This window comes from Shewanella sp. SM20 (genome assembly GCF_025654545.1).
GTDB lineage: Bacteria > Pseudomonadota > Gammaproteobacteria > Enterobacterales > Shewanellaceae > Shewanella > Shewanella oncorhynchi.
This window is the reverse complement of sequence record NZ_JAKKRK010000055.1, coordinates 1-22,996: the sequence shown is the minus strand read 5'-3', so window position 1 is coordinate 22,996 and position 22,996 is coordinate 1. Positions and strand designations below refer to the sequence as shown.

The window sequence follows — 22,996 nt, the reverse complement described above, 5'->3', positions numbered from 1 at the left end:
CAACTCGGATCACTAGTGTGAGCCATTACTTTTTGATGCAAATTAGCTATAGATTTGTTATTCGTTAACCAATCGGCGACATATTTATTCAAGTGTTTTTAAAATTAAATAAACCATACGATATTTAATTGTCACTGCGTCAATAGCGAATAATCATTGATTAGTTAAATCTACTCAATAATAAATGCATGGTGTTTTCCTTAAAGTTTAAATAATCAATTAGATAACGCTAAATCTGTTATTTCATTTTAGTGAGAGCTATCACAGTGAGGCTTAGACAATAGTGCACACTGTGGGCGTTTATTATTAATCAAAGGATGTAAGCATGAATTTTCCAATACGTAAGCTTTTGCTCTCGGTCACTTTAGGGTTATTTCTCTCCTCCGCGGCGCAGGCGCTTCCACAGGTACGTATTATTGCCACGGGTGGCACTATTGCGGGAGTCGGACAATCGGCTACTGAGTCTAACTATCAGGCTGGTGAAGTGGGCATTAGTAGCTTGATTGCGGCCGTGCCTGAAATGAAACAACTTGCTGATATTCAAGGTGAGCAACTGGTTAAAATCGGTTCGCAGGACATGAACGATAAAGTTTGGCTAGCCTTAGCCAAGCGCATCAATCTGCTATTGGCTGATAAAGATGTCGACGGTATCGTCATTACCCATGGTACTGATACCTTAGAGGAAACGGCGTATTTTTTAAATCTCACCATCAAGAGCGATAAGCCTGTAGTACTGGTTGGGGCAATGCGTCCATCAACTGCCATGAGTGCCGATGGCCCGATGAATTTGTATAACGCAGTCGCGACCGCCGCTAACCTAGAATCTAAAGGTCGAGGCGTGTTGGTGGTGATGAACGATACCGTATTGAATGCCCGCGATGTGACTAAGACTAACACTACAGGTGTACACACTTTTGCCGCGCCTAACTTTGGCCCGCTTGGCGTTATCCATAACAGCAAGATTGAATACATGGGCAAAACTGAGCGTCAACATACAAGGCAAACGCCTTTTGATGTTAGCAAACTCGACAAGCTGCCACAGGTAGGGATTGTCTACAACTACGCTAATGCCAGCGATTTACCTGTCAAAGCTATGGTTGAAGCGGGTTTTGATGGCATAGTCAGCGCCGGTGTAGGTAATGGTAATATTTACCACTCAATATTTGACACCTTAGCTAAAGCGAGTCAAAAAGGCACCTTAGTCGTTCGCTCTAGTCGAGTGCCCACAGGCGCAACCACGCTTGATGCCGAGATAGACGATGCTAAATATGGCTTTATCGCAGCAGGTAATCTTAACCCGCAAAAAGCCCGCATTTTACTGATGCTGTCGTTAACGCAAAGCAAAGATCCACAGCAGATCCAACGTTGGTTTCAACAGTTTTAAGATTCAACTGCGTGATAAAACAAAAGCCCTGCGAATATTCGTAGGGCTTTTGCATTAATGGCTTACCTGTGAAGTGGTTTTTTCACGAGGCCATGAGCCGAAATATCTAAACTTTGGTGTGATTTTTAAAGCCAAAATTGTGAGGGTTCAACTCAGATTTTCAATCAAGATATTGCTCTATTACTAGATTGGCGAAAAGGCTTCGCCAATTAAGCACTCAATATCTCGCAAATATATGCATACCATTCCACAGTAACCATTAAATCCACAGCTGTTTCAGCTTCCTTCCTCGCTCATTATTTTTCGGCATATTCTGACTATATATCAAGGCGATAAACTATTTTTAGTACGGCATAAGGTATTGATTTTGTGACTTAAAGTGCTTTAGGTACTATAGTGAAAGCTTATTTTATCTGAAACATAGGTGAGCGCTTCCTAGGTTTCTTGTTTGATTTTGGGGGCAAAGTGCGAATTTTAATGAACAATTTCAAGGTAATTAGTTTTGTGCGTCAGTGGTTACTGCTGGCGCTTTTGAGTATGGCGTTGCCACTGCAGGCGAGTGAAGATCCGCTGTGGATGGGAACGACAGGCTTGCCTATGAGTGAGCGGATCCATACCGGTGAACTTGCCAATGGTATGCGTTATTTATTGGTGAGCAATAAGACGCCGGAGCAGGCGGTCATAGTGCGGATGCGGGTGGATGTAGGCTCTTTGGTCGAGTCTGATGCCGAGCAAGGATTAGTGCACTTTCTTGAGCATATGGCCTTTAATGGCTCGACCGGATTGGCGGCGGGGGAGATGATGCCGACATTGCAGCGCCTTGGCCTGAGTTTTGGCGCCGATACCAATGCTGTGACTGAGTTTCAGCAGACGGTTTATCAATTCAACTTGCCAAGTAATAGCCAAGATAAAATCGATACGGCTTTGTTTTTAATGCGAGAAATTGGCAGTAATCTATTACTTGACCCAGCGCTAATTGAACGTGAAAAAGCGGTGGTGTTGTCTGAGCTGCGTGAACGTAGCGGTGCGGATCTTGAGAATTACCGTAACCAATTACAGTTTTTAATGCCAAACACATTGTTGTCAAAGCGCTTCCCTGTGGGTGAGGCGAACAGTATCAGTAATGCCAATCGCGAGGCGTTGCTGTCTTTATATCAGCGTTTTTATACGCCCTCACGCACCACTTTAATTGTGGTGGGTGATATCGAGGTCGCCGCGGTAGAACAAAAGATAAAACAACAGTTTGCCAGTTGGAAGGCCGCGCCTTTGGCCGCTAAAACCAAGGAACAAGCTATTGGTACTGTCGCAGAGCGCCAAAGTGTCGATGCGGCGGCATTTTTTGATCCAAGTCTGTCAACGTCAGTTTCCCTTGGCATGCTAAAACCCATCTCAGCGATTACCGATAGCCCTGCTGTGCGGGAGCAGGAAATGTTGCTCGAGCTTGCCCACGGCATCTTGTATCGCCGTATGGAGTCGCAATTACTGCATAGCCAAGGTTTATATGGTGTAAACCTGCAGGTTGGACCGCAGTTTGATATTGCCTATGGCACACAAATGAGCCTAGGTACGCAGGAAAATAACTGGCAAGAGGGAATCGCACTCTTGGAGAAAACCCTGCGTCAAGCAAAAGAGTTTGGTTTTAGCCAACAGGAAATTGACCAGCAAATCAAACGTATGCATAAGGGATATCAGCTAAGTGTCGCGGGTAGCAGTACCATTCACAGTGTGAATATTGCCGAGAGTCTAGTGTATTCGGTGGCGGGCAATCGCGTCCCTGTCGAACCCGATTGGCAGCTCGCATTTTTTGAAAAAATAATGCCAACAGTGACACCACAAAAGCTAAGCCAAGTGTTTAATCAAACATGGAACGCTACGCCGTATTTGTATCTGACCAGCAATAAGCCCATTGAAAATGCTGAAAAACAGCTTATCGCCAGCTACGAGAAAAGCCGTAAACAAGCGGTGAGCGCACCATCAATCAAGGCGATTGATGAGTTTGCTTATACTCAGTTTGGTGAGCAAGGCAAGTTAGTGGCCGACAGTCGCGATAAGGAAACGGGGATTCGCCAACTGCAATTTGCCAATGGCGTGCGCCTTAATCTTAAGCCTACCAACTTTAATAAAGGCACCACATTGGTCAGCCTAAACATTGGCTTTGGTGAAGTGCCATTCCCTGAGTTGGATGGTTTGTCTTATCTGTTTAACAGTGCGTTTGTGCAGGGTGGGCTCAAGGCCCATGATTATGACAGTCTGCAGGATATTTTTGCTGGGCAAGATATTTCCATCAACTTAGGCCTGCGTGAGCAAAGTTTTGGCGGCGAGATTAGCACTAATGCCGCAGAGCTTCGAACGCAGCTTGGCTTAATGACGGCTTATTTAATTGAGCCAGGTATGGATAAGCAGGCTGAGCAATTGTTTCGTGAACAAGTGATTGCCGAGCAACAAAGTATTCATAGCAACCCACAATCTGAGTTTTCTAATCAGTTTGCCCGTATCTCCCATAATGGTGATAAACGCTATGGTTATGGTGAGCCTGAAGAAATTCTCAAACGTCACTTTGGAGAATTAGCGCCGAGTTTCCATTCGGCCGTCGAGCAAGGGGCGATTGAACTCGCTATTGTGGGCGATTTTGATGAAGCGAGTGCCATTGCTGCTGTGGCTGAAACGCTTGGCGCCATTAAGCGTAGCCCTATTGCTATTGCTAATGCTCAGTCGATAGTACCTGTGTTTCCGAAAGTGCCCGTTCAGAAAACATTAACGCATTATGGTCAACTGGATATGGCGGCACTTGCCATGGTGTGGCCTACAACGGACATGACTCACTTGAGTCAACACGCGGGATTGGGTCTGCTGGAGCAAGTGCTAAGCATTCTATTAACGGAAAACGTGAGGGAGAAAGCGGGTGCGAGTTATTCGCCATCGGCCTTTTCTTATAACGATTTCAATGCCAGCGGTTATGGTTACTTAGGTTTGTTTAGCGTGACGACTCAAGCCATGTTGCCAACGGTTGCCGAGTATTTCACCGCCGCAGTTAAGCAAGTTAAAGCGCCTTCGGGGATCAGTGAGGACTTACTTAATCGAGCCCGCCAACCTGTGCTTGAGTGGATGCAAGCTGCGCCGCAAACCAATGGTTTTTGGTTAGATCTCACCTCAACTGCCCAGAGTCATCCTGGTCGTTTTGCTGCCTTTAAACAAAGGCAAGCGTTAGCGCAGCAGATGACAGTTGCAGAACTTAATAAATTGGCGCAGCAATATCTGCAAGACGATAGCAGTTTAATGATCCAAGTTCTGCCTGCACCGCCAGAACCTCAGCAATGAGTGTTGGGCTCATAGAATAGTAGACTGATCATTCACCGACATATCCCCTGTGGTCGCAAACCGCTGGGGATATTTTTCTACCCCTGTCCTCCTTATGTTTTGTTACCAACTTTTCTTCCTCGTTCGTGGTGTTATGTCCTCCCATAAGTCGTCAATGGAAATACCTGTTGTCGAAAATGCCACTCACAGATCTGCGCGAGTGAAACTAGGCTAGGCGCAACTTATGTGTGAGATGGCTAATGGGGTGAGGTATATGTTTCGATATCTATTGTGCAGTTTTTGTCTAGTGCTTTTGTACCCGACAGGGATAGATATGTACTTGGTCGGTTTGCCGCAAATTGCGCAGGATTTAGGGGCGAGTGAGGCGCAGCTGCATATTGCTTTTTCTGTGTATCTTGCGGGAATGGCAACCACTATGCTGTTTGCGGGGAGCTTAGCCGATAGGATTGGGCGTAAACCCATTACCTTGTTTGGCGCATTGTTGTTTGCTATTGCCTCTTACTTTGCCGGTAGTGCGCAAACCAGTGATCTCTTTTTAATGGCACGCTTTGCACAAGGCATTGGTGCGGGTTCTTGCTATGTTGTGGCTTTTGCGATTTTGCGTGATGTATTAGACGATAAGCGCCGAGCAAAAGTGCTCTCTATGGTCAATGGCGTGACTTGCATTATCCCAGTGATTGCACCTGTGATAGGCCATTTAATTATGCTTAAATTCCCATGGCCTAGCCTATTTAACACTATGGCGGGGATGGGATTAATGGTCTTAACCCTGTGTATTTTTGTATTGCGCGAAACCTATCCTAAACCGCAATTTCACACCACAGTTGAGTCGGGTGGATATAAAGAATCCTTTAAACAGCGGTTTTTTCTCAGTCGCGTGGTGATAACGACTTTAGGCGTGACCACGATTTTAAGCTATGTAAATGTCTCTCCCATGTTGATCATGGGGCAGATGGGGTTTGACCGTGGGCAATATTCCAACACTATGGCTATGACAGCATTTGTGAGTATGTTAGCCTCATTTTCGACGCCCTTTTTACTTAACCTGTTTAAAGAAAAATCATTAATTTTGTTCTCTCAGACATTATTTGCCGCCGCAGCACTGGTGTTGATCTTGACCCAATTGGGCTGGCTGGGTCAGTTATTCAATCTGCTCAGTTTTGGTTTTGTGTGTTCGGGCTTTGCGATTGGATTTGGGGTCACCATGAGTCAGGCGCTGAGTCCATTTGTTACTCGGGCTGGAGTTGCCAGCTCTTTACTGGGAATTGCTCAAGTGTGTACTTCAGCTTTATATATTTGGGTGATGGGTCTGCTCGAAGTAAGTGCGATTAATATATTATTAGTGATCCTCGCTGTCGGTGCGCTGGTGAGCATTACACTGATCTTAGCGGTTCCTAAATTGCCGGAAATTGTACTTAATGACCAAATCCCTGAGTCGGCTCGATCTTAACTTATTGTTTATTTTGCAGCTTTTATTACAGGAGCGGAGTGTCTCTAAGGCTGCCAAAAAGCTCAATGTCACGCCATCCACTGTGAGTAAGTCGCTGGCCAAATTACGGAATTGGTTTGACGATCCCTTATTTGTCAAAACGCCGCAGGGATTTCAGTTAACGCCATTGGCTCACGGTATGGAGCAGGAGTTATCCGAATGGTTGCAAATGGGTAAGCAACTGATGGCTAAGCGCGGTGACGAGATGACCAAAGGGCTCACCTTCGAGTTAATGCTTGAGTCGCCTTTGTTGCTTATCATGCTTAATGAGCTGACTCAGGCCATTTATACTCAATACCCTGATGCAAAGGTGAAGGTACGAAATTGGGATTACGATTCACTCGAAGCGATTGTGCGTGGTGAAGCGGATATGGGGTTTACCGGCCGAGAAAGTCATCCACGTTCTAAGGAATCCCTTGATTTATTACCCTATTTTATCGATTTTGAGGTTTTATTTACCGATCTTCCTCAGGTGTATTTGCGCCGCGATCATCCCGCCTTGCAGGAAGAGTGGAATATAGACACCTTTCTTAAACATCCGCATATCAACATCTTGTGGGAAAAAAGCGAAACTTGGGCCTTGGATGATGTGCTTATTGAGCTTGGGTTAACTCGCAATATTGTGCTCACCTTGGCCAGCTTTGAGCAGTCACTGTTTGTCGCGGCAGAGCCTCACCACAGTATGATGGCAATTGCACCACAATATTGTGAGCAATATGCTCGCCAATTACACCCTGACTTAGTCAGTCGCCCTATCCCGTTAAGCGACGAATATCTTGATAAACTCGCTATTCCTTTTACCTTGATTTGGCATAAGAGAAACAGCCACAACTCCAAAATCACTTGGTTGCGAAGCAAGATAAAAGCGATTTATCAACAGCATGATTAAGGCTGTTATTTACTGCATTAACTTGTTTGGGTAATACCCAATTGCTGGCAAATATGTTGGATACAAAGTTCTCGCTGTTGGCACCATAGCCCGTAGCTGACGGGGATAAGTTTAATGCCCGCGCGCTGTAAGAGTTTATACAGTTCAATATCGAAAAAGTCCGCCCAAGGTCCTGGGTAACCGATTAAATCTATTGCTAAATATTGGTTACCATAGCGGCACAGAATATCCAGTTCTAGCCCCGCCATATGGTAGGCGCGCCAGACTGTTATGCCTTTTGCTTCAATCGCCTGTGCCACTGACTGGCCGAAGGTATCGAGGGAATCGACATAATTGTGTGCCGCTTGAAATTGGCCCGCCGATGCTAAGTAAGTTGCCAGTAAATTATTGTTGGGGAGTTCATGCGCTTGTACCGATAAAAATAGCCACTGCATTTGTTTAGCTCGGGTGATCGCGACATTGAACATATCGGCTCGATTTAAATACACGGCGGCGCGGCTGTCGTTGGCCGTAATGCTAAACGACAGCAGCATAATATCGCGCTCTTCCCCTTGGAAACCAAAGGGCGTGGCAATCCGTAATTGGTGACGCTCGAGTTGTTGTGCGCTAAAGCGCGCGAGGATTTGCTGGGATAAATACTCCGTCTGATTGCGAAAACAGGAGAGTACACCAATGCTGGAAGGCACTAATACATTTTCTTGTTCATCAATCAGTTGAGCTAACTTTTGAATTAATGCCTCAGCTTCTATGGCGTTAATTCCCTTACTATCACGGCTGCCAGTCACCTGGACTCTGTGTAAGTGTCCCGAACTTGTGCAAGGTCTGTGCTGCATAATCTTCAGCATGCCTTGATAAAACTGCTGATTACTAAATTGGATCAGCTCAGGTTTACTCCGAAAATGCTCATTTAAAAATACCACTTGGGATTGGCTCGCGAGGGATTGTGACGCTAAGTCGAGCATACTGGCATCACGGTAGCTCATTAGGCCGCGACAATCTGGGGCGAGTCCGAGTTGGGTCTGGATTTGAGTTTGTTTTGCGCGGGATAAAAACGAGAAATGGCGCAGTTGTTTGCTATCTCCCACCACCAGTGCCGCTTTTGCTCGCTGCAAGGCCGGTAAACATGCGGCAATATTGGCTTGGGTGGCTTCATCAATAATCACTAAATCAAACATTTGCTGCTCCATGGGCAGCACTTTATGTAAGCTGGCAAGGCTAGATAACCAAATGGGAAAGGTTTGTTTTAAGGCATCAAAATCCGTCTTGTAGAAACCGTCGAGTTGCTTAGCGGACTGGCGAGCGCGTAACGCACTGGCAAAACTCACCAGCGTACTGCGCTTATTTTTGAGTAATTGGTTTAATCGATAGTGAGTGGCCAATTGTAAGTATTTGAGGCTTAAGCTTTCTTTTTGCGCTATCAGTGTCGTTAATTTATCGAGTTCATTCCATTGCTGGGCAAACCTTTTTATACCTGCACGGTAAGCCCAGTTGTAAAATCCTAAGCGCCAACGGGATTGTCCTTGTTGTAAGGTCGCCAGTTTTTGGCCGCGACGTATGGCATGGCGGCAATGACGTATAAAGCCCGCTTCCATTTTGACTTGCTGACGAGTCACGGTATTAAGTTGTTGTTTTGAACTTAATAGCAATCTATCCGAGATGGCTTCATTTGATGCAGGGTGCTGACCATGGAGCATTTCATCAATCTGGTTTTTAAGGACTTTTATAAACTGCGGCGAGCCTGCTCGAATAAGGCTGCTCCCTAGCTGGAATTGTTGTTGCAATTTATCGGCAATCACATCAACAGCAACATCGGTGTGGGCGACGATGAGGACAGATTTGCCCCTTAATACCTGCTCCGCCGCCACTGTAGCTATGGTGTAACTCTTACCTGTTCCCGGTGGGCCTGAGATCTGCCCCAAAGTATGATTGGCCGCAATCTTTAAGGCCTGAATTTGCGCGCGGCTTAACAGCCCGGGAAGATAAGCCTCTTGCGTGTCTTCACTGGCGCTGATTGATGTTGTTTGTTGTGTTTCTGCGAATAGCGCTTTAAGCGGTGCTGATGGTTCAGCCGCTGTCATTAGTTTGTCGAGTTCGTGCAAAATGCCGCGACTTGCGATCGAACGTTCTGCCAAAATGATTTGGCTTCGACTGACAAGAAACTGCCCACGTTTACGGCATAAGCTAGTGAATTCAGCCTCATCGATCAGCTTGGGAAAATGCAATAAATGACTGGTATCGACATCGGCTTGGCCCGCCCGCAGCCAAGATATCCAGCCACTGACATCCGTTGGATTATCGCGTAAATCTTGGCTTAGGCTATGTCCTTCAACGACTAATTTTTCTAATAGAGCTTCATTGATAGTGAATGGTCCGCTGCCAGCTAGAGTGTTATTGCTCTCTAGGTAGAGATTATCGCCGTCAGCCTGTAATTGGCATTCGCGATAAAGGAGTGGTGTCACGACTTTACGTTTTTCGCCATTAAGGTCGACTGTGCCGCAGAAAAACAGACAGCAGTGCAATAATACCTTTTCGCGTAAATACAAAGCGCTACGTGCTAGTAATGCACTGGCGGGAGCAAATGGTACTGGCAAGCGGGGTAGGAAGCCACTGCTTAACTCGTCTTCATGTTGGAGTAATAGCTGATCTTGCTCGGCAAGCTTGTGGCTAGACCAGAGATTGATTTCGGCACTATCGTGTTGAAAACATTGTTTGTAGTAGTTGAGAATCCCTTGCAAATCCTATCCATCCCAAAGGCTTAATTGGCGATGCGAGAGTAACCTAATCGCATTAGTCGAACAAGGTTTGTACCGTCTGAGGATAGTTTATCCATAGTCGCTATAAGCCTAAAAGAGAGGTGTTCGATAGATCAGCCATTTTCCACTGGAGCAGAATTTTTGAGAGGCGAGCAAAAGTATCAGCAGCCGCATTTGTATCAATTAAGGGCCTGAAAAGTGTGGTTTGTATCACTTTTTGCTGTGTTATTGAAATGTTTGTTAAGTGTTTGAGTTTGTAAAATATTTGTTTTTGTTTTTAGTGGAAATTGCCATTGTTGTCATTGTATAACTGCGTAGATTGAACTGAATTTTTGTCTGCTAATGAGGGAAACAATGATAAAAAGTAAGCTAAAGGGATTCGCTGCGGTGGCTGTTGCCTGTTTAGCGGTAACGGCATGTGGCTCAGATGATAATAATGAAGAGGGCACAGATCAAAATGCCACCTATGTGCAATTCTATAATGCTTCAGCTGGAAGCACTGCTACTGCACTCAAAGTTGCCGATAAAACCTATGAAAGTGTGATCTATGGGGACACTATGCCGCGATTTACGTCGACGGCTGGCGTGACTGCGATTGAAGTGATGGCTAAGGATGCCTCTGATAAAGATATCTCTATTTATAAAGAAAATATCGATTTGAAAGTTGCAACGGACCATTTCTTTGTATTACATGGTGATTTTACCGAACCTAAATTACTTAATATCAACTATTCTCGCACTGAACTCGATAAGCTCAACGAAGTGGCTGAAAACAGTAAAATGCAGCTTTTGATTGCCAATACTGCAGTTCATGCCCAAGCCTTTGACGCTTATGTTTCTAAGTCGACCCAAACCTTTACCGATGCCGTGATGTTAGGCAGTGTGGCTTATGGTGAAGTGTCGCAGCCGCAAGTGATGGATACGGGTGAATATAAGGTTTACCTCGCACCAGCGGGAACAACCAATGTTTCTTATACAACGGCGAACATTAAATTCAGTTCTAAGGTGCCTTATAAGCTGATCATCCGTGAAGGTTTTGGTGCTTCGGATTCAAAAATCACCTTGGACAGTGTCGATTCAACCACCAATGTTCGCAACCATGTGGCATTAGAAGCGAGTGTCGATTATCGCGTCTTTAACGGTTTAGGTTCGCACATTATCGATGTGAAAGTGGCTAGCAGTAAGCAAGATACTCTGTTTAGCGAAGTGCCATCTTTTGGGGTGACTAGCTATCAAGGTGCTGAGTTTAATGATTTTGGTGTGAGTGTGTTCGACCACGGTACGCAAAATAAATTGCTCGATAACGTGTTGATCACCCTTAACCAAGATGACATTAAAACCATCTTCATCTATGAGCAAACGACCGAGCAGGGCAGCCAAGTAAAGGCGATGGAGATGAAGCAAACTCAGACGCCAAGTCCCTATAGCTTTAAGTTCGACATTGTGAGTTTTGCCGATAAAAGCAATCTAACCGTGTATTTCTTAAAGGCAAATGACACGATTGAAACGGCTGTAAATAAGATCACCGCAGTCAATCCTGCGAGCCCTCAGTCAGTGACTGTGCCAGCTGGTGAATATTCTATTAAGGTTATCGCTGTGGAAAACGGTACTAAAACCGTTGTCTATGCATCCGATTTAATGGATTTCAGCAATGAAGACAATGTGACTATGGTGCTGAATAAAGATCCTTCTACTAGCTTTGGTTATAACTTGATTAAGATCTAACCGCTAAGGTGAGTGAACGGCTCTAATAAAACAGCGCTACTTAGGTAGCGCTTTTTTTGAGCTGTTTTTGTGTGCTCGTTTTAGTGGGCTTAGTAGATTGAGCATTATTGTCTTAGCATTCACTTTTTATTGATTGTGGCTGCGGGGTTAATGTAGGCTGATCGGCAAAAATTAAGCCGAGCATTGCTGTGATGTGAATAACGCGAGCAATATAGGAAAAGGAGTTCACTGTGATGAGTAAAGGATTTAAAGACGGTCATTTCCAAATTGGTGAAGGCAGTATTAGCGGTACTATAGCGTGTATGTTAGCGATATTATCGTTTCTGGGTGTATTGGCGTTTCATTTTCCCGAATATCTCACCACTCCAGAATTACGCCAAAGCTATAATGTCGATGTTATTCGCAGCTTAATATTTGTCGCCTTAGTGGTATCGGGCAGTTTAGGTTTATTGAATTTTATTCGAAATAAAAATAAGCGTTTCGGCTTTGTGGCTTGGGTATTTGTGAGCTTAGCGATTGCCTTTGGTGGTCATCAAGTTGAGGTCGAGCCTTTTGCTAATCATAAGGTCTCACTGGGTTTAGATTGGTTTATTTTAGACTTATTAGGCTCAACCTTAATTTTCATTTTTATCGAGAAATGGCTACCCCATAAACCAGAACAAGCAATATTGAGACCCGAGTGGCAAGGGGATTTAAACCATTTTTTGGTGAATCACTTAGCGATTGGATTTGTATTATTGGTGGCAAACCAATTTGTGCAGTCGACCTTTTCTTGGGCTATTTCCAGCACAGTGCAAAGCTTTATCGCGGGTCTCCCCTTTGTGTTGCAACTGTTGTTGATTTTATTGGTCGCCGATTTAATGCAATATGCGGCGCACCGTGCCTACCATGAAATTCCTTTCCTGTGGCGCTTCCATTCGGTGCACCATAGCGCGAAACATTTAGATTGGTTGGCTGGTTCAAGGCAACATATGTTTGAGTTGATTGCTACCCGTTGTTTAGTGCTCACGCCGATTTTTATCTTGGGATTCTCCAAAGACATCATCAGTATTTATGTGATTATCGTTGGCGTGCAGGCGGTCTTTAATCATGCCAATGTGCAGGTTAACTTTGGCTGGCTACGTTATTTAATTGTCAGTCCGCAATTCCACCATTGGCACCATGCTTCTGATAAGGCGGCAATCGACCGTAACTATGCTGCCCATTTTTCTTTTTTAGATTACCTATTTGGGACTGCAGTTCGAGGTCAGAAAGAGTGGCCAGAGCAATATGGTGTCGTGGGCGATTACATGCCTGTTGGCATGTTTAAGCAGCAATTGTATCCCCTTGGTTTAGCGAAGAAAGACACAAAATAATGGCGTGCAATTAGAATGGTTTGTTTTGGAATGATTGTCCGGGAGTATTGATTAGGTCAACTGAGTAGTAACGCTGAGCTGTGGCGGTTAACTCTGATATTGGGATAGAAACAAGCCCAACACAGCGCTTTGGAACCGCGCTTTGTTGGGCTTTTTGCCGTTCAAACTACAATCGTTATTCGGAAATTTTCAGTTCTTGGCCTGGCTTAATAATGCTTTTGCCATTGAGCTGGTTCCACTTCATTAAGTCAGCCAGTTTAACCTTATTCTTACGGGCGATTTTATCCAGCGAATCACCTGATTTCACCTTGTAAGTGGTCGCTTTTATTGCAGATTTATCGGCCGATGTTGAGGTAGTTGCTTTAGCTTTGGTCGACGACTTATTGCTCACTTTTTTATCTGTCTTCGCCTTGGTTTTAGTGGGTTCAGGCTCATTATCATTGCCCGCCATTGGCGTTAACAGTGTGAGCTCTTGGCCGATTTTTAGGCGGTCAGATGTCAGATTGTTGGCCTGTTTTAATGCTTTCACTGACATATCAAACTTGGCTGCGATTGTGCCTAGGCTGTCGCCAGATTTGACGATATAGCTTTGGCTGTCATAGCGTTTTTGAGCGTAGAGCTTGTCTTGATTTTCCTGATAATGACCTATGTTTTCCAGTGGTAAGGCGATTTGATATTTACCTTTGCTGGGGATTACACCTTGGCGAAAGCCTGGGTTATAGGTTTTAAATTCTGCTTTGCTGAGCCCTGCTGCATTAGCAATCTGGCCAATATCTACGCCATTAGGTGCAGGCACTCTTTCCAAGAAAGGGCGGTTAGCAATAGGGGGGACTTTTAAACCGTAGTGGTTGGGATTTCGAATAATCTGAATAAATGCCAGCCACTTAGGAACTGTTTGTACTCGCTTAGCAGGGATACCCAGTGACCAAAAGTCCGTAGGTTTACCCTTGGCTTTGTTTTTATCAATGGCGGCTTTGATCACTAGCTCACCGGTATTGTAGGCGGCGACGGCGTTAATCCAGTCTTTGTCTAAGGTGTCGTATAGGTGCTGTAGATAGTCGAGCACTGCATCGGTTGAGGCCAGCGCATCTTTACGGCCATCGTAGGCAGAATTCACCGTTAAGCCAAAATTACGTCCAGTAGCAGGGATCATTTGCCACAGTCCTGCGGGGCCGTTAGCTTGTGCTAAAGGGTTATAGCCACTTTCGACTATGGGCAATAACGCCAATTCTAATGGCATGTTACGCGCTTCGAGCTGGCTGACTATGTAATATAAAAATGGCTCGGCGCGATCGCCAACCTGATTCATAAATTTTTGTTTATCATCGAAAAAGTTACGCTGTTTACGTACTTCGGCATCATCATGGACGTCAATGGTATTGGCGTGTTGGATCTTTTCCCACACATCGCTGTACTGCTCAACCACTTCGGGTGGTGTTTGATGCTGTTGTGGCGAGTGGTCGTTATCATTACTGACATCACTTGCTGTGGCATTGAATTCAGTGGTTGATGGGCTTGCTGATGTTGTAGCGCAACCGCTCAGTAGGGCCATTAGCATGGCAAGCATAAGCACTGTAAAAGAGTGCGTTTGGCGAAAATGTGTCCGCATGATTGTCCTGTGATGAGTTGACTGGGCATTCCATATTGGTGCACATGCTAATCTGTTTTCGAGTTTCTGGATAGCTCCCCCAAGTTTTACCTATTGTATCAAAGTTGTCTTAAGGCCGATTGTGCCGCCCTTTGATTGCAGATCCTGCGTTTAGCTTTATCGATTTATACGCTACCATAGCCGCGATTTTTCATTAACTTGGGTAGCAAAGTGCAGACGTTAGCGCAGTTAAGGGCAGGGCAGTTACAAGGGATCACACGTTTACAATTGGTTGAGGATTTAACCGAGTTCCCGCGGGAGATTTTTGATTTAGCCGATTCCCTCGAAATCCTCGATTTATCGAATAATCAACTGAGCACTTTGCCCGAGGATTTACACCGCTTATCGCATTTAAAGATAATTTTCGCCTCGAATAATCGCTTTGAACATTTGCCTGAGGCATTAGGGCGCTGCACAAATTTAGAGATGATTGGCTTTAAGGCCAATCAAATTAAAACAGTGACTGCTGCGGCATTACCGCTGCAAACCCGCTGGCTCATCCTAACCGATAATCTCATTGAGACATTGCCTGCGGCCATGGGCGATTTACATCGTCTGCAAAAATTAGCTTTAGCGGGTAACCGTTTAACAACCTTGCCCGAGTCGATGGCCAATTGCCGCAACTTAGAGTTAGTGCGTTTATCGGCCAATCAACTCCACGCACTGCCAGCTTGGTTACTCAGTTTGCCTAAACTGACTTGGCTCGCCTTTGCGGGAAATCCATTCAGCCATACCTTAGTCGATCCCCACGCCGATGTGGCCACAGTGGCGAATGTGACTCTGGGTGATATCAAGTTGGCTGAGAAGCTTGGCGAAGGGGCTTCTGGGGTCATTTATCGAGGCGATTGGTTGAATCAAGCCATGATAGCCGCGACGGGGTCGGCGCAGATTGCGGTAAAACTCTTTAAGGGGGAAGTGACGAGCGATGGTTATCCCGCTGACGAGTTAGATTGCTGTCTCACAACGGGTGATCATCCCAGCCTTATTAAGGTCGTGGCGCACATTAGCCAGAAAGATCAATTGGGTTTAGTGATGGAACTTATTCCGCCAGGTTTTAGTAACTTAGGGCTACCACCAAGTCTTGTCACCTGCACTCGCGATACCTTTAAAGACGGTAGCGAATTTCGCCTTGATGAAGTCGCCAAAATCACGCACCAGTTGGCCGATGCGATGGCGCACATGCATGCAAAACAAGTAAGCCATGGTGATGTCTACGCCCATAATATTATGGTTAATCAACAGATGAGCTTATTGTTTGGGGATTTTGGTGCGGCATCAAACTTACGTAATCTATCGACAGCAGAACGCTTAGCGATAGAAGCTATTGAAGTGCGGGCGCTTGGTTGCTTGATTGAAGATCTGTTGGCCTATGTGGATGCATCGGCCTATGTGAGTGCCTCGATTAGCCTTCTGTACTACACACAGTTGAGTGCGATTAAAGACGAGTGCATGCAGTTAGATGTGGCTCAGCGCCCCTGTTTTGCAGACGTGAAAAAGGCCATCGGAGCCCTGTTAAAAGGTAAATAGTGGCTTGCTAATAGGCTGGCTCTACACTTGTTTCAAGTTTGCTGTATTTTATGGTTGTTTGTGTGATTTAAGTGCTCACTATTAAGTTTATCGTTAAGTTATTGTTTTGTTTGGTTGTGTAACCGAGTTTTTACTGGCACTGACTGGGATTAAGCCTATAGGCTGTATACCCAAATAACCTCAAATTGCTGAAACAGGCACTTTGGGGGGACTTGGTATTAGTTTTGGGTTCAATCCGGTTTGCTGTTGTCGGATAGGATGTCCGTTGAATAGTAAGAACGATAGGTTTGCATACTATGTTTACACAAAGAGTAACTGAACGAGCACGCAGTGCATGCGATATTTCATTAAAAAGCCATCCCCATCATCTCCCAAAGGCGCCCTTATTCGCGCCTTTGCCGTTTCTACTGGCGAGTGTTTTCGCTTTAGCCCCTATGGCCGTGATGTCGGCGGACAAGGTCGACATCATCCCTGTGACGGTCGAGGCCGTTAAAGAAACGTCCTTTGCCGATGTAGTGAATGAAGTCGGTAAAATCAACGCTATCGATTCAGCCACGCTGAACTTTAATGCTAGCGAAAAAATTAGCGCGATTCATTTTAGTAACGGCGACAAAGTGACTAAAGGCCAAGTGATTGCCGAGCAGGACAACATTAAAGCCAAGGCTGATTTAGACAAAGCCAAGAGCACCTTAGCACTGGCTAAAACTAAGCTGGAGCGTATCGAAGACTTACTGATTAAAGAACCCTTTGCGCTTGCTAAGCAAGATGTGGATGAGCTACGGGAAAATGTGAATCTGGCCGATGCGGATTTTCGCCAGAAACAAGCCACCATGAACGATTACCTGATCAAGGCGCCCTTCGATGGTCAGTTGACCAGCTTTAGTCAGTCTATCGGCAGTCAAATTGGTGCTGGTACGGCCTTAGTCACCCTCTATAGTTTAAATCCGGTCGAAGTGCGTTATGCCATCAGTCAGAAGGATTTAGGCAAGGCGCAAAAGGGCCAAAAGGTGAATGTGACTGTTGAGGCCTATGGTAATAAGGTATTCAAAGGGTTAGTTAACTATGTTGCCCCAGCGGTAGACGAAAGCTCAGGACGGGTTGAAGTGCATGCCGCCCTTGAAAACCCTGAGTTTAAGCTTGCTCCTGGCATGTTCGCCAACATCAAGCAGTTCTATAGTCTAGGGATTAAACGTCTATTAGTGCCGCAAAATTCGATTATTGCCAATAACGATGAACGTTTTGTCTGGCTAGTGCAGGGCGATAGCGTAGTAAAGCAAGTGGTTAAACTCGCTCAAAATACGAATGACGGTTATGCCGTCGTGACTGAGGGTTTAGCCGAAGGCGATTTAGTCGTTAAAACGGGTATGCAAAACCTCAAGTCCGATAGCAAGATCAAAGTCGTGCAGGATAGAAACACTGCAGATAAAGCGGCAACATCAAGCGCTGACAAAGGTGCTGATTCAGGCTCAACTCCAAATATTGAGGTGGCTGAATAATGCGTTTACCCGAAGTCTGTATTCGTCATCCTATCTTCGCCTCCGTACTCAGTATTATGGCTGTGTTACTGGGTTTGATTGCCTTTCAAAAACTCGATATCCAATACTTCCCTGAGCATACCACCCACTCGGCATCTGTGAATGCGTCGATTGCAGGGGCGAGCGCCGATTTTATGTCGAGCAACGTGGCCGATAAGTTGATTGCTGCGGCTTCGGGCATAGATAAAGTCGATACCATGTCGACCGACTGTAGCGAGGGGCGTTGCTCATTAACGATTAAATTCAATGATGACACCAGCGATATTGAATACACCAACTTAATGAACAAGTTGCGTAGCAGCGTCGAAGGGATTAACGATTTCCCCCAGAGCATGATAGATAAGCCCACAGTCACCGACGATACCTCGGCCACGGATTCGGCCAGTAATATCATCACCTTTGTGAACGCGGGTGGCATGGAAAAGCAGGCTATGTACGACTACATTAGCCAGCAGTTAGTACCGCAACTCAAACAAGTTCAAGGCGTTGGTGCCGTTTGGGGGCCCTATGGTGGCTCACAAAAGGCGGTCAGAGTCTGGCTCAATCCTGAACAAATGAAGGCGTTGAATATTAAAGCTGCCGATGTGGTGGGCACGTTAGGCTCTTACAATGCCAGTTTTACCTCGGGTGCGATCAAAGGTAAGTCGCGGGATTTCTCGATTAACCCTTTGAATCAAGTTGAAACGCTTGAAGACGTGAAGGATCTGGTGATTAAGGTCAGCGAGGGTAAGATCATCCGCGTGTCCGATGTTGCCGATGTGGTGATGGGCGAGGAAAGTCTGTCGCCGAGTATGTTGTCTATCGGTGGACATAGTGCAATGTCATTGCAGATTTTACCGCTGAGCAACGCTAACCCAGTGACAGTGGCTTCGAACATTAAAGCCGAAATTGCACGCATGCAAAAACATTTACCCCAAGGCTTAGAAATGACCTTGGCCTACAATCAGGCTGATTTTATTGAAGCCTCCATCGACGAAGGGTTTTCTGCGTTGATTGAAGCGGTGATCTTAGTTTCGCTGATTGTGGTGTTATTTTTGGGTAGCCTACGGGCGGCATCGATCCCCATTATTACCATTCCCGTGTGCGTGATTGGGGTGTTTGCTGTGATGTCGGCGCTCGGGTTTAGTATCAATGTGTTGACTATTCTGGCGATTATTTTGGCTATTGGCCTGGTGGTGGATGATGCCATTGTGGTGGTCGAGAACTGCTATCGCCATATTGAAAACGGTGAAACGCCTTTCAATGCGGCGATTAAAGGCTGTCAGGAGATCATTTTCCCTATCATTGCGATGACGTTAACGCTCGCCGCCGTGTATCTGCCGATCGGATTAATGTCGGGCTTAACCGCCGATCTGTTTCGGCAATTCTCCTTTACCTTAGCAGCGGCCGTGATGATCTCTGGCGTGGTGGCGTTGACTTTGTCGCCTATGATGAGCGCCTATCTGATCAATACCACTGAGCAACACCCTAAATGGTTTAGCCGAGTCGAGAATGCGCTGCAGCAGTTAAATCATTTGTATATCAATGAGCTGAATAAGTGGTTTGTCCGCAAGCGTTTGATGTTTGGTGTGGCTGTGGTTTTGGTGGGTCTTGCGGGTATTGCTTACTGGCAATTACCCAAAATACTCTTGCCTGCGGAGGACTCTGGCTTTATCGATGTGGCGTCTAATGGCCCTACCGGTGTCGGTCGGCAGTATCATCTCAATCACAATGCTGAGCTTAATGGTGTGATGGACGAGCATCCTGCGGTAGGGGCTAACTTGTCCTATATCGAGGGAGAGCCAGTGAACCATGTGCTACTCAAACCTTGGGGTGAGCGCAGTGAGGGTATAGATGATGTGATCAGCGATTTGATTACAACATCAAAGGAAAACGTTTCTGCCTATAACATGTCGTTTAGCATTCGCTCAGCGAATAATCTCAATATTGCCAATAATTTGCGTTTAGAGCTGACGACCTTAGATCGGAATAAGGACGAACTCAGCGAAACCGCCGCCAAAGTGCAAAAGTTACTCGAGGATTATCCTGGCCTGAATAACGTGGGTAACTCAGTGCTTAGGGATCAACTACGCTACGATCTGTCTATCGATCGCAACGCCATTATCCTTTCAGGTGTGAGTTATGGTGATGTCACTAATGCACTTTCTACCTTTCTTGGCTCAGTGAAGGCGGCGGACTTACATGCTACCGATGGTTTTACTTATCCTATTCAAGTGCAAGTAAACTTAGACAAACTGAGTGATTTTAAAGTGTTGAATAAGCTGTATGTCACTTCTGAATCTGGGCAAGCACTGCCATTATCGCAATTTGTGTCGATTAAACAGACTACGGCAGAATCTAACATTAAGACGTTTATGGGTCTTGATAGCGCTGAATTGACGGCAGATATTATGCCCGGTTATTCAACTGATGAAATCAAAACCTACTTAGATGAACAATTACCGACATTGCTTAATGATGCCCAAGGCTTTAAATACAATGGCGTGGTGAAGGATCTTATGGATTCGCAGGCGGGCACTCAGTCGCTATTCTTGCTGGCATTGGTGTTTATCTATTTGATTTTGGCTGCGCAGTTCGAAAGTTTTGTCGATCCCTTAATTATCTTACTGACAGTGCCTTTGTGTATTGTCGGTGCGTTATTGACCTTAGCCTTGTTTGGCCAGAGTGTGAATATCTATTCGCAAATTGGTTTATTAACCTTAGTGGGGCTAGTGACTAAACACGGTATCTTGCTGGTGGAGTTTGCCAACAAGCAACAAGACCAAGGTTTGAGTGCGATTGAGGCGGCGCGAAGCAGTGCCAAATCTCGTTTAAGACCGATTCTAATGACGTCTTTAACCATGATTTTAAGTGCGATTCCTTTAGCCTTGGCATCGGGACCGGGCTCGTTAGGGTTAGCTAACATAGGTTTAGTCTTAGTCGGAGGTCTGTTAGCGGGCACTTTCTTCTCGTTATTTGTAGTGCCTGTGGCCTATGTCGCTATGGCTGAATTGAAGGCCAAGGATGTGCTTGCTAGACTGCGAAGTGCTTAAGTTGAGTTTTATGCGCTGGGTTTATCGAGCCTAGACTGAGAGGCATGGGTTCAACTTGCCTGTAAATACGTTATGATTTAAGCCAACGGCTAAACGCGTTGGCTTAATTTTTTGTCGATAACTTAATGGTCTTTGTTGTATTTAAGCGAGTGTTTAAGTGCGAGTGGATTTGCCTCATCAGCGACGGAGAGCTGGCATTATGAGTTTGTTACATTGCTTTCATAGGGCTTTTTTATATTTGGCTTGCTCGGCTGGCTTGATGTTTGCTTCTCCCGTCATGGCCTCTTTTTGGGATTCTTTATTTCGTAGTGAGTTGCCCGTCGATCAAGTGTCTGCACCTGTAGACAGTCCGCGTTTCGAGTTCGTCGGTGTCTTACCTGCTAATACGCAATTAGAACTTGTCGGTTATTACGTTTCATCTGTTTGTACTCGAAAGGAAATCCGTTTTCCCAGTGGTGATATTGCTAATCCCTACCGCGCGACATTCGAAGAAACCTCAGTGCTGCGGCAAGTGATTAGCAGTGGTAGCAAAGCGAGTGAATTTTCGCTGCCCTTAGCTTTGAATGGTGGTGGCGATTGTCAGTGGCGGCTTGAGGATTTAATGCTCGATGTGACAATACTGCCGAACCATCCGTTGTGGCAAAGGGCTAAAGCACTTAAACAACAATACCTTGCTAAGTTGCAGCGCACTTCTGTTGTGGATGCGGCACAAGTTGCTAGCCAAACTACGTTGCCGACTCAAGTGTCACCCCACGATGATTTTTATTTAAGTCATGAACTTAATATCGATCCTATTTATGCGGGTAGCGAGGCGGATAATTCGTTGCTTGCGACTACGCCATTATCTTTAGCACCAGTTTACTATCCAGTATTTATTCATTCTCCTAAGGAAGACAAACCCTTCGAGGCTAGGCTGAAAAGTAGTTTGCAGCAAATTTCTAGCCTATGGGCTAGTCCTTATACTCAAGCGGTTCGTCGCGGTGATGAGGCTGTGATGCGGGTGAATTTTAATCCACAGATTGCCGAACAGTATGAGGTCAATGTTTGGTATCAGCCTGATACGGTTGAGGTGAATTATCCCGATGGTACTCAATATACTTATGCTAACGGTGATGTGAAATTGTATGCCTATGGTAAACCTGAATCACAAATCAATACCTTAGCTCAAAGTGCCAAGGCCGAAGATAAGCGCTTCTTGGCACGTATCTATGAGCTTGGGCACGCCTTACCCAAGGATAAAATTAAGGCACAGAAATATTACCGTGAAGCCGCTGAAGCTGGCGATATTGAGGCGTTGCGTTGGATGCGAGATCAAGCGGGTTACGCGGGGCGTGCCGATGAAAAGATCTATTGGCTGGAGCGCGCCGCGAGCTTTGGCGATAACGCGTCAAAGCTTGAGTTAATCCGTTTACCTTTATCGGTTATCGAGCGTGGCTTGGTTAATACAGGTGCGGATAAGGTCCGTGAAACGCAAGCATGGCAGCAGTTAAATCAGCTAGTTGACCAAGGGTTGCCGGAGGCAAGAAGTCTGATGGCGTTTTATCAAGTGTTATCTTGTTCGCCCTATTTTAATGCTACAACGGCATTGGAAAATTATCGCCAAAGCGTTAAAGCTCAACCTGATTTAGCGCGAGATGCCGCCGAAACCTATTATTACTTTAAAGAGGATTTTGAGCAGAGCGAGGAGTTTTGGATAATTGCCGCCGAGCGAGATCTTTACGCCGCCGCTGAACTTGCCAATATCCTGTTATTGGACCCCTATAGAGATACGGTTAACGCGAGATACTGGTTAGAAAAAGTGACAACTTTGGGTGCCAAACAAGGCTTGCAGGCGGATATTCTAGGCAATGCTTACTTCCAGTTCGCAACTCTGTTAGATAAAGGCGAGGGTGGACCGGCCGATGCTAAAGCAGCTTTAACGCTTTATCAGCAGAGCATTGAAATGGCAGAGCGGTTTTCAAACGACTATGCAGTAAGGGCCAAGGAGAGAGTGCAAGTGCTCGAAGGGATGCGCTAATAACGTATTGTCGCTAAAGACTCTATGACGTCAGTGTCGCTTATTCAGCTTATCTTCAATAAAAATCCCTGCCGAAGCCTGTCTCTTGATCACATCTTTTGCTCAAGAGACAAGGCTAGCTGGTAACCTTCAAGGATGGTTTGCAGTTTAAACCATCCTTGCCATAACCTTTCCCAGCCCACAATTCCGCTTCGTTTGCTGTCATTCCAGCCCGCGAGTTTTCCTAATCTTAGATAAGCCCAATGCACACTGGGGACTTGTTCGGGCGGTTGGCTTTTTTCCGTCTTTAGCCATAACAACTTCCAGGCCAATGGGCTTAACAGG

12 protein-coding genes and 1 pseudogene are annotated in these 22,996 nt (G+C 45.6%); 10 read left to right on the top strand and 3 right to left on the bottom strand.

The genetic code is table 11. The annotated features are described in order from the left end of the window. Nucleotides 1-325: 325 nt before the first annotated feature. The 4 genes from ansB (at nt 326) to yidZ (ending at nt 7,080) form a co-directional block, all read left to right on the top strand. On the top strand, nt 326-1,384 hold the full coding sequence (ansB, locus tag L5M18_RS19045) for an L-asparaginase 2 (RefSeq protein ID WP_263198235.1): 1,059 nt from the start codon (nt 326-328) through the stop codon (nt 1,382-1,384). 477 nt (nt 1,385-1,861) lie between these two features. Then, nucleotides 1,862-4,702, top strand: coding sequence for a M16 family metallopeptidase (locus L5M18_RS19040; RefSeq protein ID WP_263198234.1), 2,841 nt, complete (start codon nt 1,862-1,864; stop codon nt 4,700-4,702). A gap of 253 nt (nt 4,703-4,955) precedes the next feature. Further along, nucleotides 4,956-6,152 (top strand): MFS transporter, encoded by a 1,197-nt coding sequence (locus L5M18_RS19035; protein ID WP_263198233.1) that lies wholly within the window; start codon nt 4,956-4,958, stop codon nt 6,150-6,152. Further along, on the top strand, nt 6,121-7,080 hold the full coding sequence (gene yidZ / locus L5M18_RS19030) for an HTH-type transcriptional regulator YidZ (protein WP_263198231.1): 960 nt from the start codon (nt 6,121-6,123) through the stop codon (nt 7,078-7,080). The genes L5M18_RS19035 and yidZ overlap by 32 nt, the downstream gene beginning before the upstream one ends. A gap of 17 nt (nt 7,081-7,097) precedes the next feature. Here yidZ and L5M18_RS19025 read toward each other — a convergent pair whose 3' ends face one another. Further along, nucleotides 7,098-9,815, bottom strand: a complete 2,718-nt coding sequence (locus tag L5M18_RS19025; RefSeq protein WP_263198230.1) for a DEAD/DEAH box helicase — start codon at nt 9,813-9,815, stop codon at nt 7,098-7,100. Nucleotides 9,816-10,187: 372 nt separating this feature from the next. Here L5M18_RS19025 and L5M18_RS19020 point away from each other — a divergent pair, with 372 nt between their 5' ends. Both L5M18_RS19020 and L5M18_RS19015 read left to right on the top strand, forming a co-directional pair. Beyond that, nucleotides 10,188-11,558: a DUF4397 domain-containing protein gene (locus L5M18_RS19020; RefSeq protein WP_263198228.1), complete on the top strand. Its 1,371-nt coding sequence runs from the start codon at nt 10,188-10,190 to the stop codon at nt 11,556-11,558. Nucleotides 11,559-11,791: 233 nt separating this feature from the next. Next, nucleotides 11,792-12,913: a sterol desaturase family protein gene (locus L5M18_RS19015; RefSeq protein WP_173247017.1), complete on the top strand. Its 1,122-nt coding sequence runs from the start codon at nt 11,792-11,794 to the stop codon at nt 12,911-12,913. Between the two features lie 175 nt (nt 12,914-13,088). On the opposite strand, the gene L5M18_RS19010 is transcribed toward L5M18_RS19015, so the two are convergent. After that, nucleotides 13,089-14,522: a LysM peptidoglycan-binding domain-containing protein gene (locus L5M18_RS19010; RefSeq protein ID WP_173247014.1), complete on the bottom strand. Its 1,434-nt coding sequence runs from the start codon at nt 14,520-14,522 to the stop codon at nt 13,089-13,091. A 210-nt stretch (nt 14,523-14,732) separates the two neighbouring features. Here L5M18_RS19010 and L5M18_RS19005 point away from each other — a divergent pair, with 210 nt between their 5' ends. The 4 genes from L5M18_RS19005 to L5M18_RS18990 all read left to right on the top strand — a co-directional run bounded on the left by L5M18_RS19005 (nt 14,733) and on the right by L5M18_RS18990 (nt 22,672). Next, the gene (locus L5M18_RS19005; RefSeq protein ID WP_263198226.1) at nt 14,733-16,088 is read left to right on the top strand and encodes a leucine-rich repeat-containing protein kinase family protein; all 1,356 of its coding nucleotides are present in this window, start codon (nt 14,733-14,735) and stop codon (nt 16,086-16,088) included. A gap of 296 nt (nt 16,089-16,384) precedes the next feature. Then, nucleotides 16,385-17,584, top strand: a complete 1,200-nt coding sequence (locus tag L5M18_RS19000; RefSeq protein ID WP_263198225.1) for an efflux RND transporter periplasmic adaptor subunit — start codon at nt 16,385-16,387, stop codon at nt 17,582-17,584. Continuing rightward, complete coding sequence (locus tag L5M18_RS18995) at nt 17,584-20,655, top strand: efflux RND transporter permease subunit (RefSeq protein ID WP_263198224.1); 3,072 nt, start codon at nt 17,584-17,586, stop codon at nt 20,653-20,655. Before L5M18_RS19000 ends, L5M18_RS18995 begins: the two co-directional genes overlap by 1 nt. Nucleotides 20,656-20,854: 199 nt before the next feature. Further along, nucleotides 20,855-22,672, top strand: coding sequence for a sel1 repeat family protein (locus tag L5M18_RS18990; RefSeq protein WP_263204349.1), 1,818 nt, complete (start codon nt 20,855-20,857; stop codon nt 22,670-22,672). Between the two features lie 89 nt (nt 22,673-22,761). Here the strand turns inward: L5M18_RS18990 and L5M18_RS18985 are convergent. Next, nucleotides 22,762-22,996: pseudogene (locus L5M18_RS18985) on the bottom strand (IS4 family transposase); the annotation flags it as partial.

Coding starts and splice junctions, on each gene's coding strand:
- yidZ (WP_263198231.1), top strand. CDS start 6,121: ATGACCAAATCCCTGAGTCGGCTCGATCTTAACTTATTGTTTATTTTG.
- L5M18_RS18990 (WP_263204349.1), top strand. CDS start 20,855: ATGAGTTTGTTACATTGCTTTCATAGGGCTTTTTTATATTTGGCTTGC.
- L5M18_RS19040 (WP_263198234.1), top strand. CDS start 1,862: ATGAACAATTTCAAGGTAATTAGTTTTGTGCGTCAGTGGTTACTGCTG.
- L5M18_RS19010 (WP_173247014.1), bottom strand. CDS start 14,522: ATGCGGACACATTTTCGCCAAACGCACTCTTTTACAGTGCTTATGCTT.
- L5M18_RS19015 (WP_173247017.1), top strand. CDS start 11,792: ATGAGTAAAGGATTTAAAGACGGTCATTTCCAAATTGGTGAAGGCAGT.
- ansB (WP_263198235.1), top strand. CDS start 326: ATGAATTTTCCAATACGTAAGCTTTTGCTCTCGGTCACTTTAGGGTTA.
- L5M18_RS19035 (WP_263198233.1), top strand. CDS start 4,956: ATGTTTCGATATCTATTGTGCAGTTTTTGTCTAGTGCTTTTGTACCCG.
- L5M18_RS19020 (WP_263198228.1), top strand. CDS start 10,188: ATGATAAAAAGTAAGCTAAAGGGATTCGCTGCGGTGGCTGTTGCCTGT.
- L5M18_RS19000 (WP_263198225.1), top strand. CDS start 16,385: ATGTTTACACAAAGAGTAACTGAACGAGCACGCAGTGCATGCGATATT.
- L5M18_RS18995 (WP_263198224.1), top strand. CDS start 17,584: ATGCGTTTACCCGAAGTCTGTATTCGTCATCCTATCTTCGCCTCCGTA.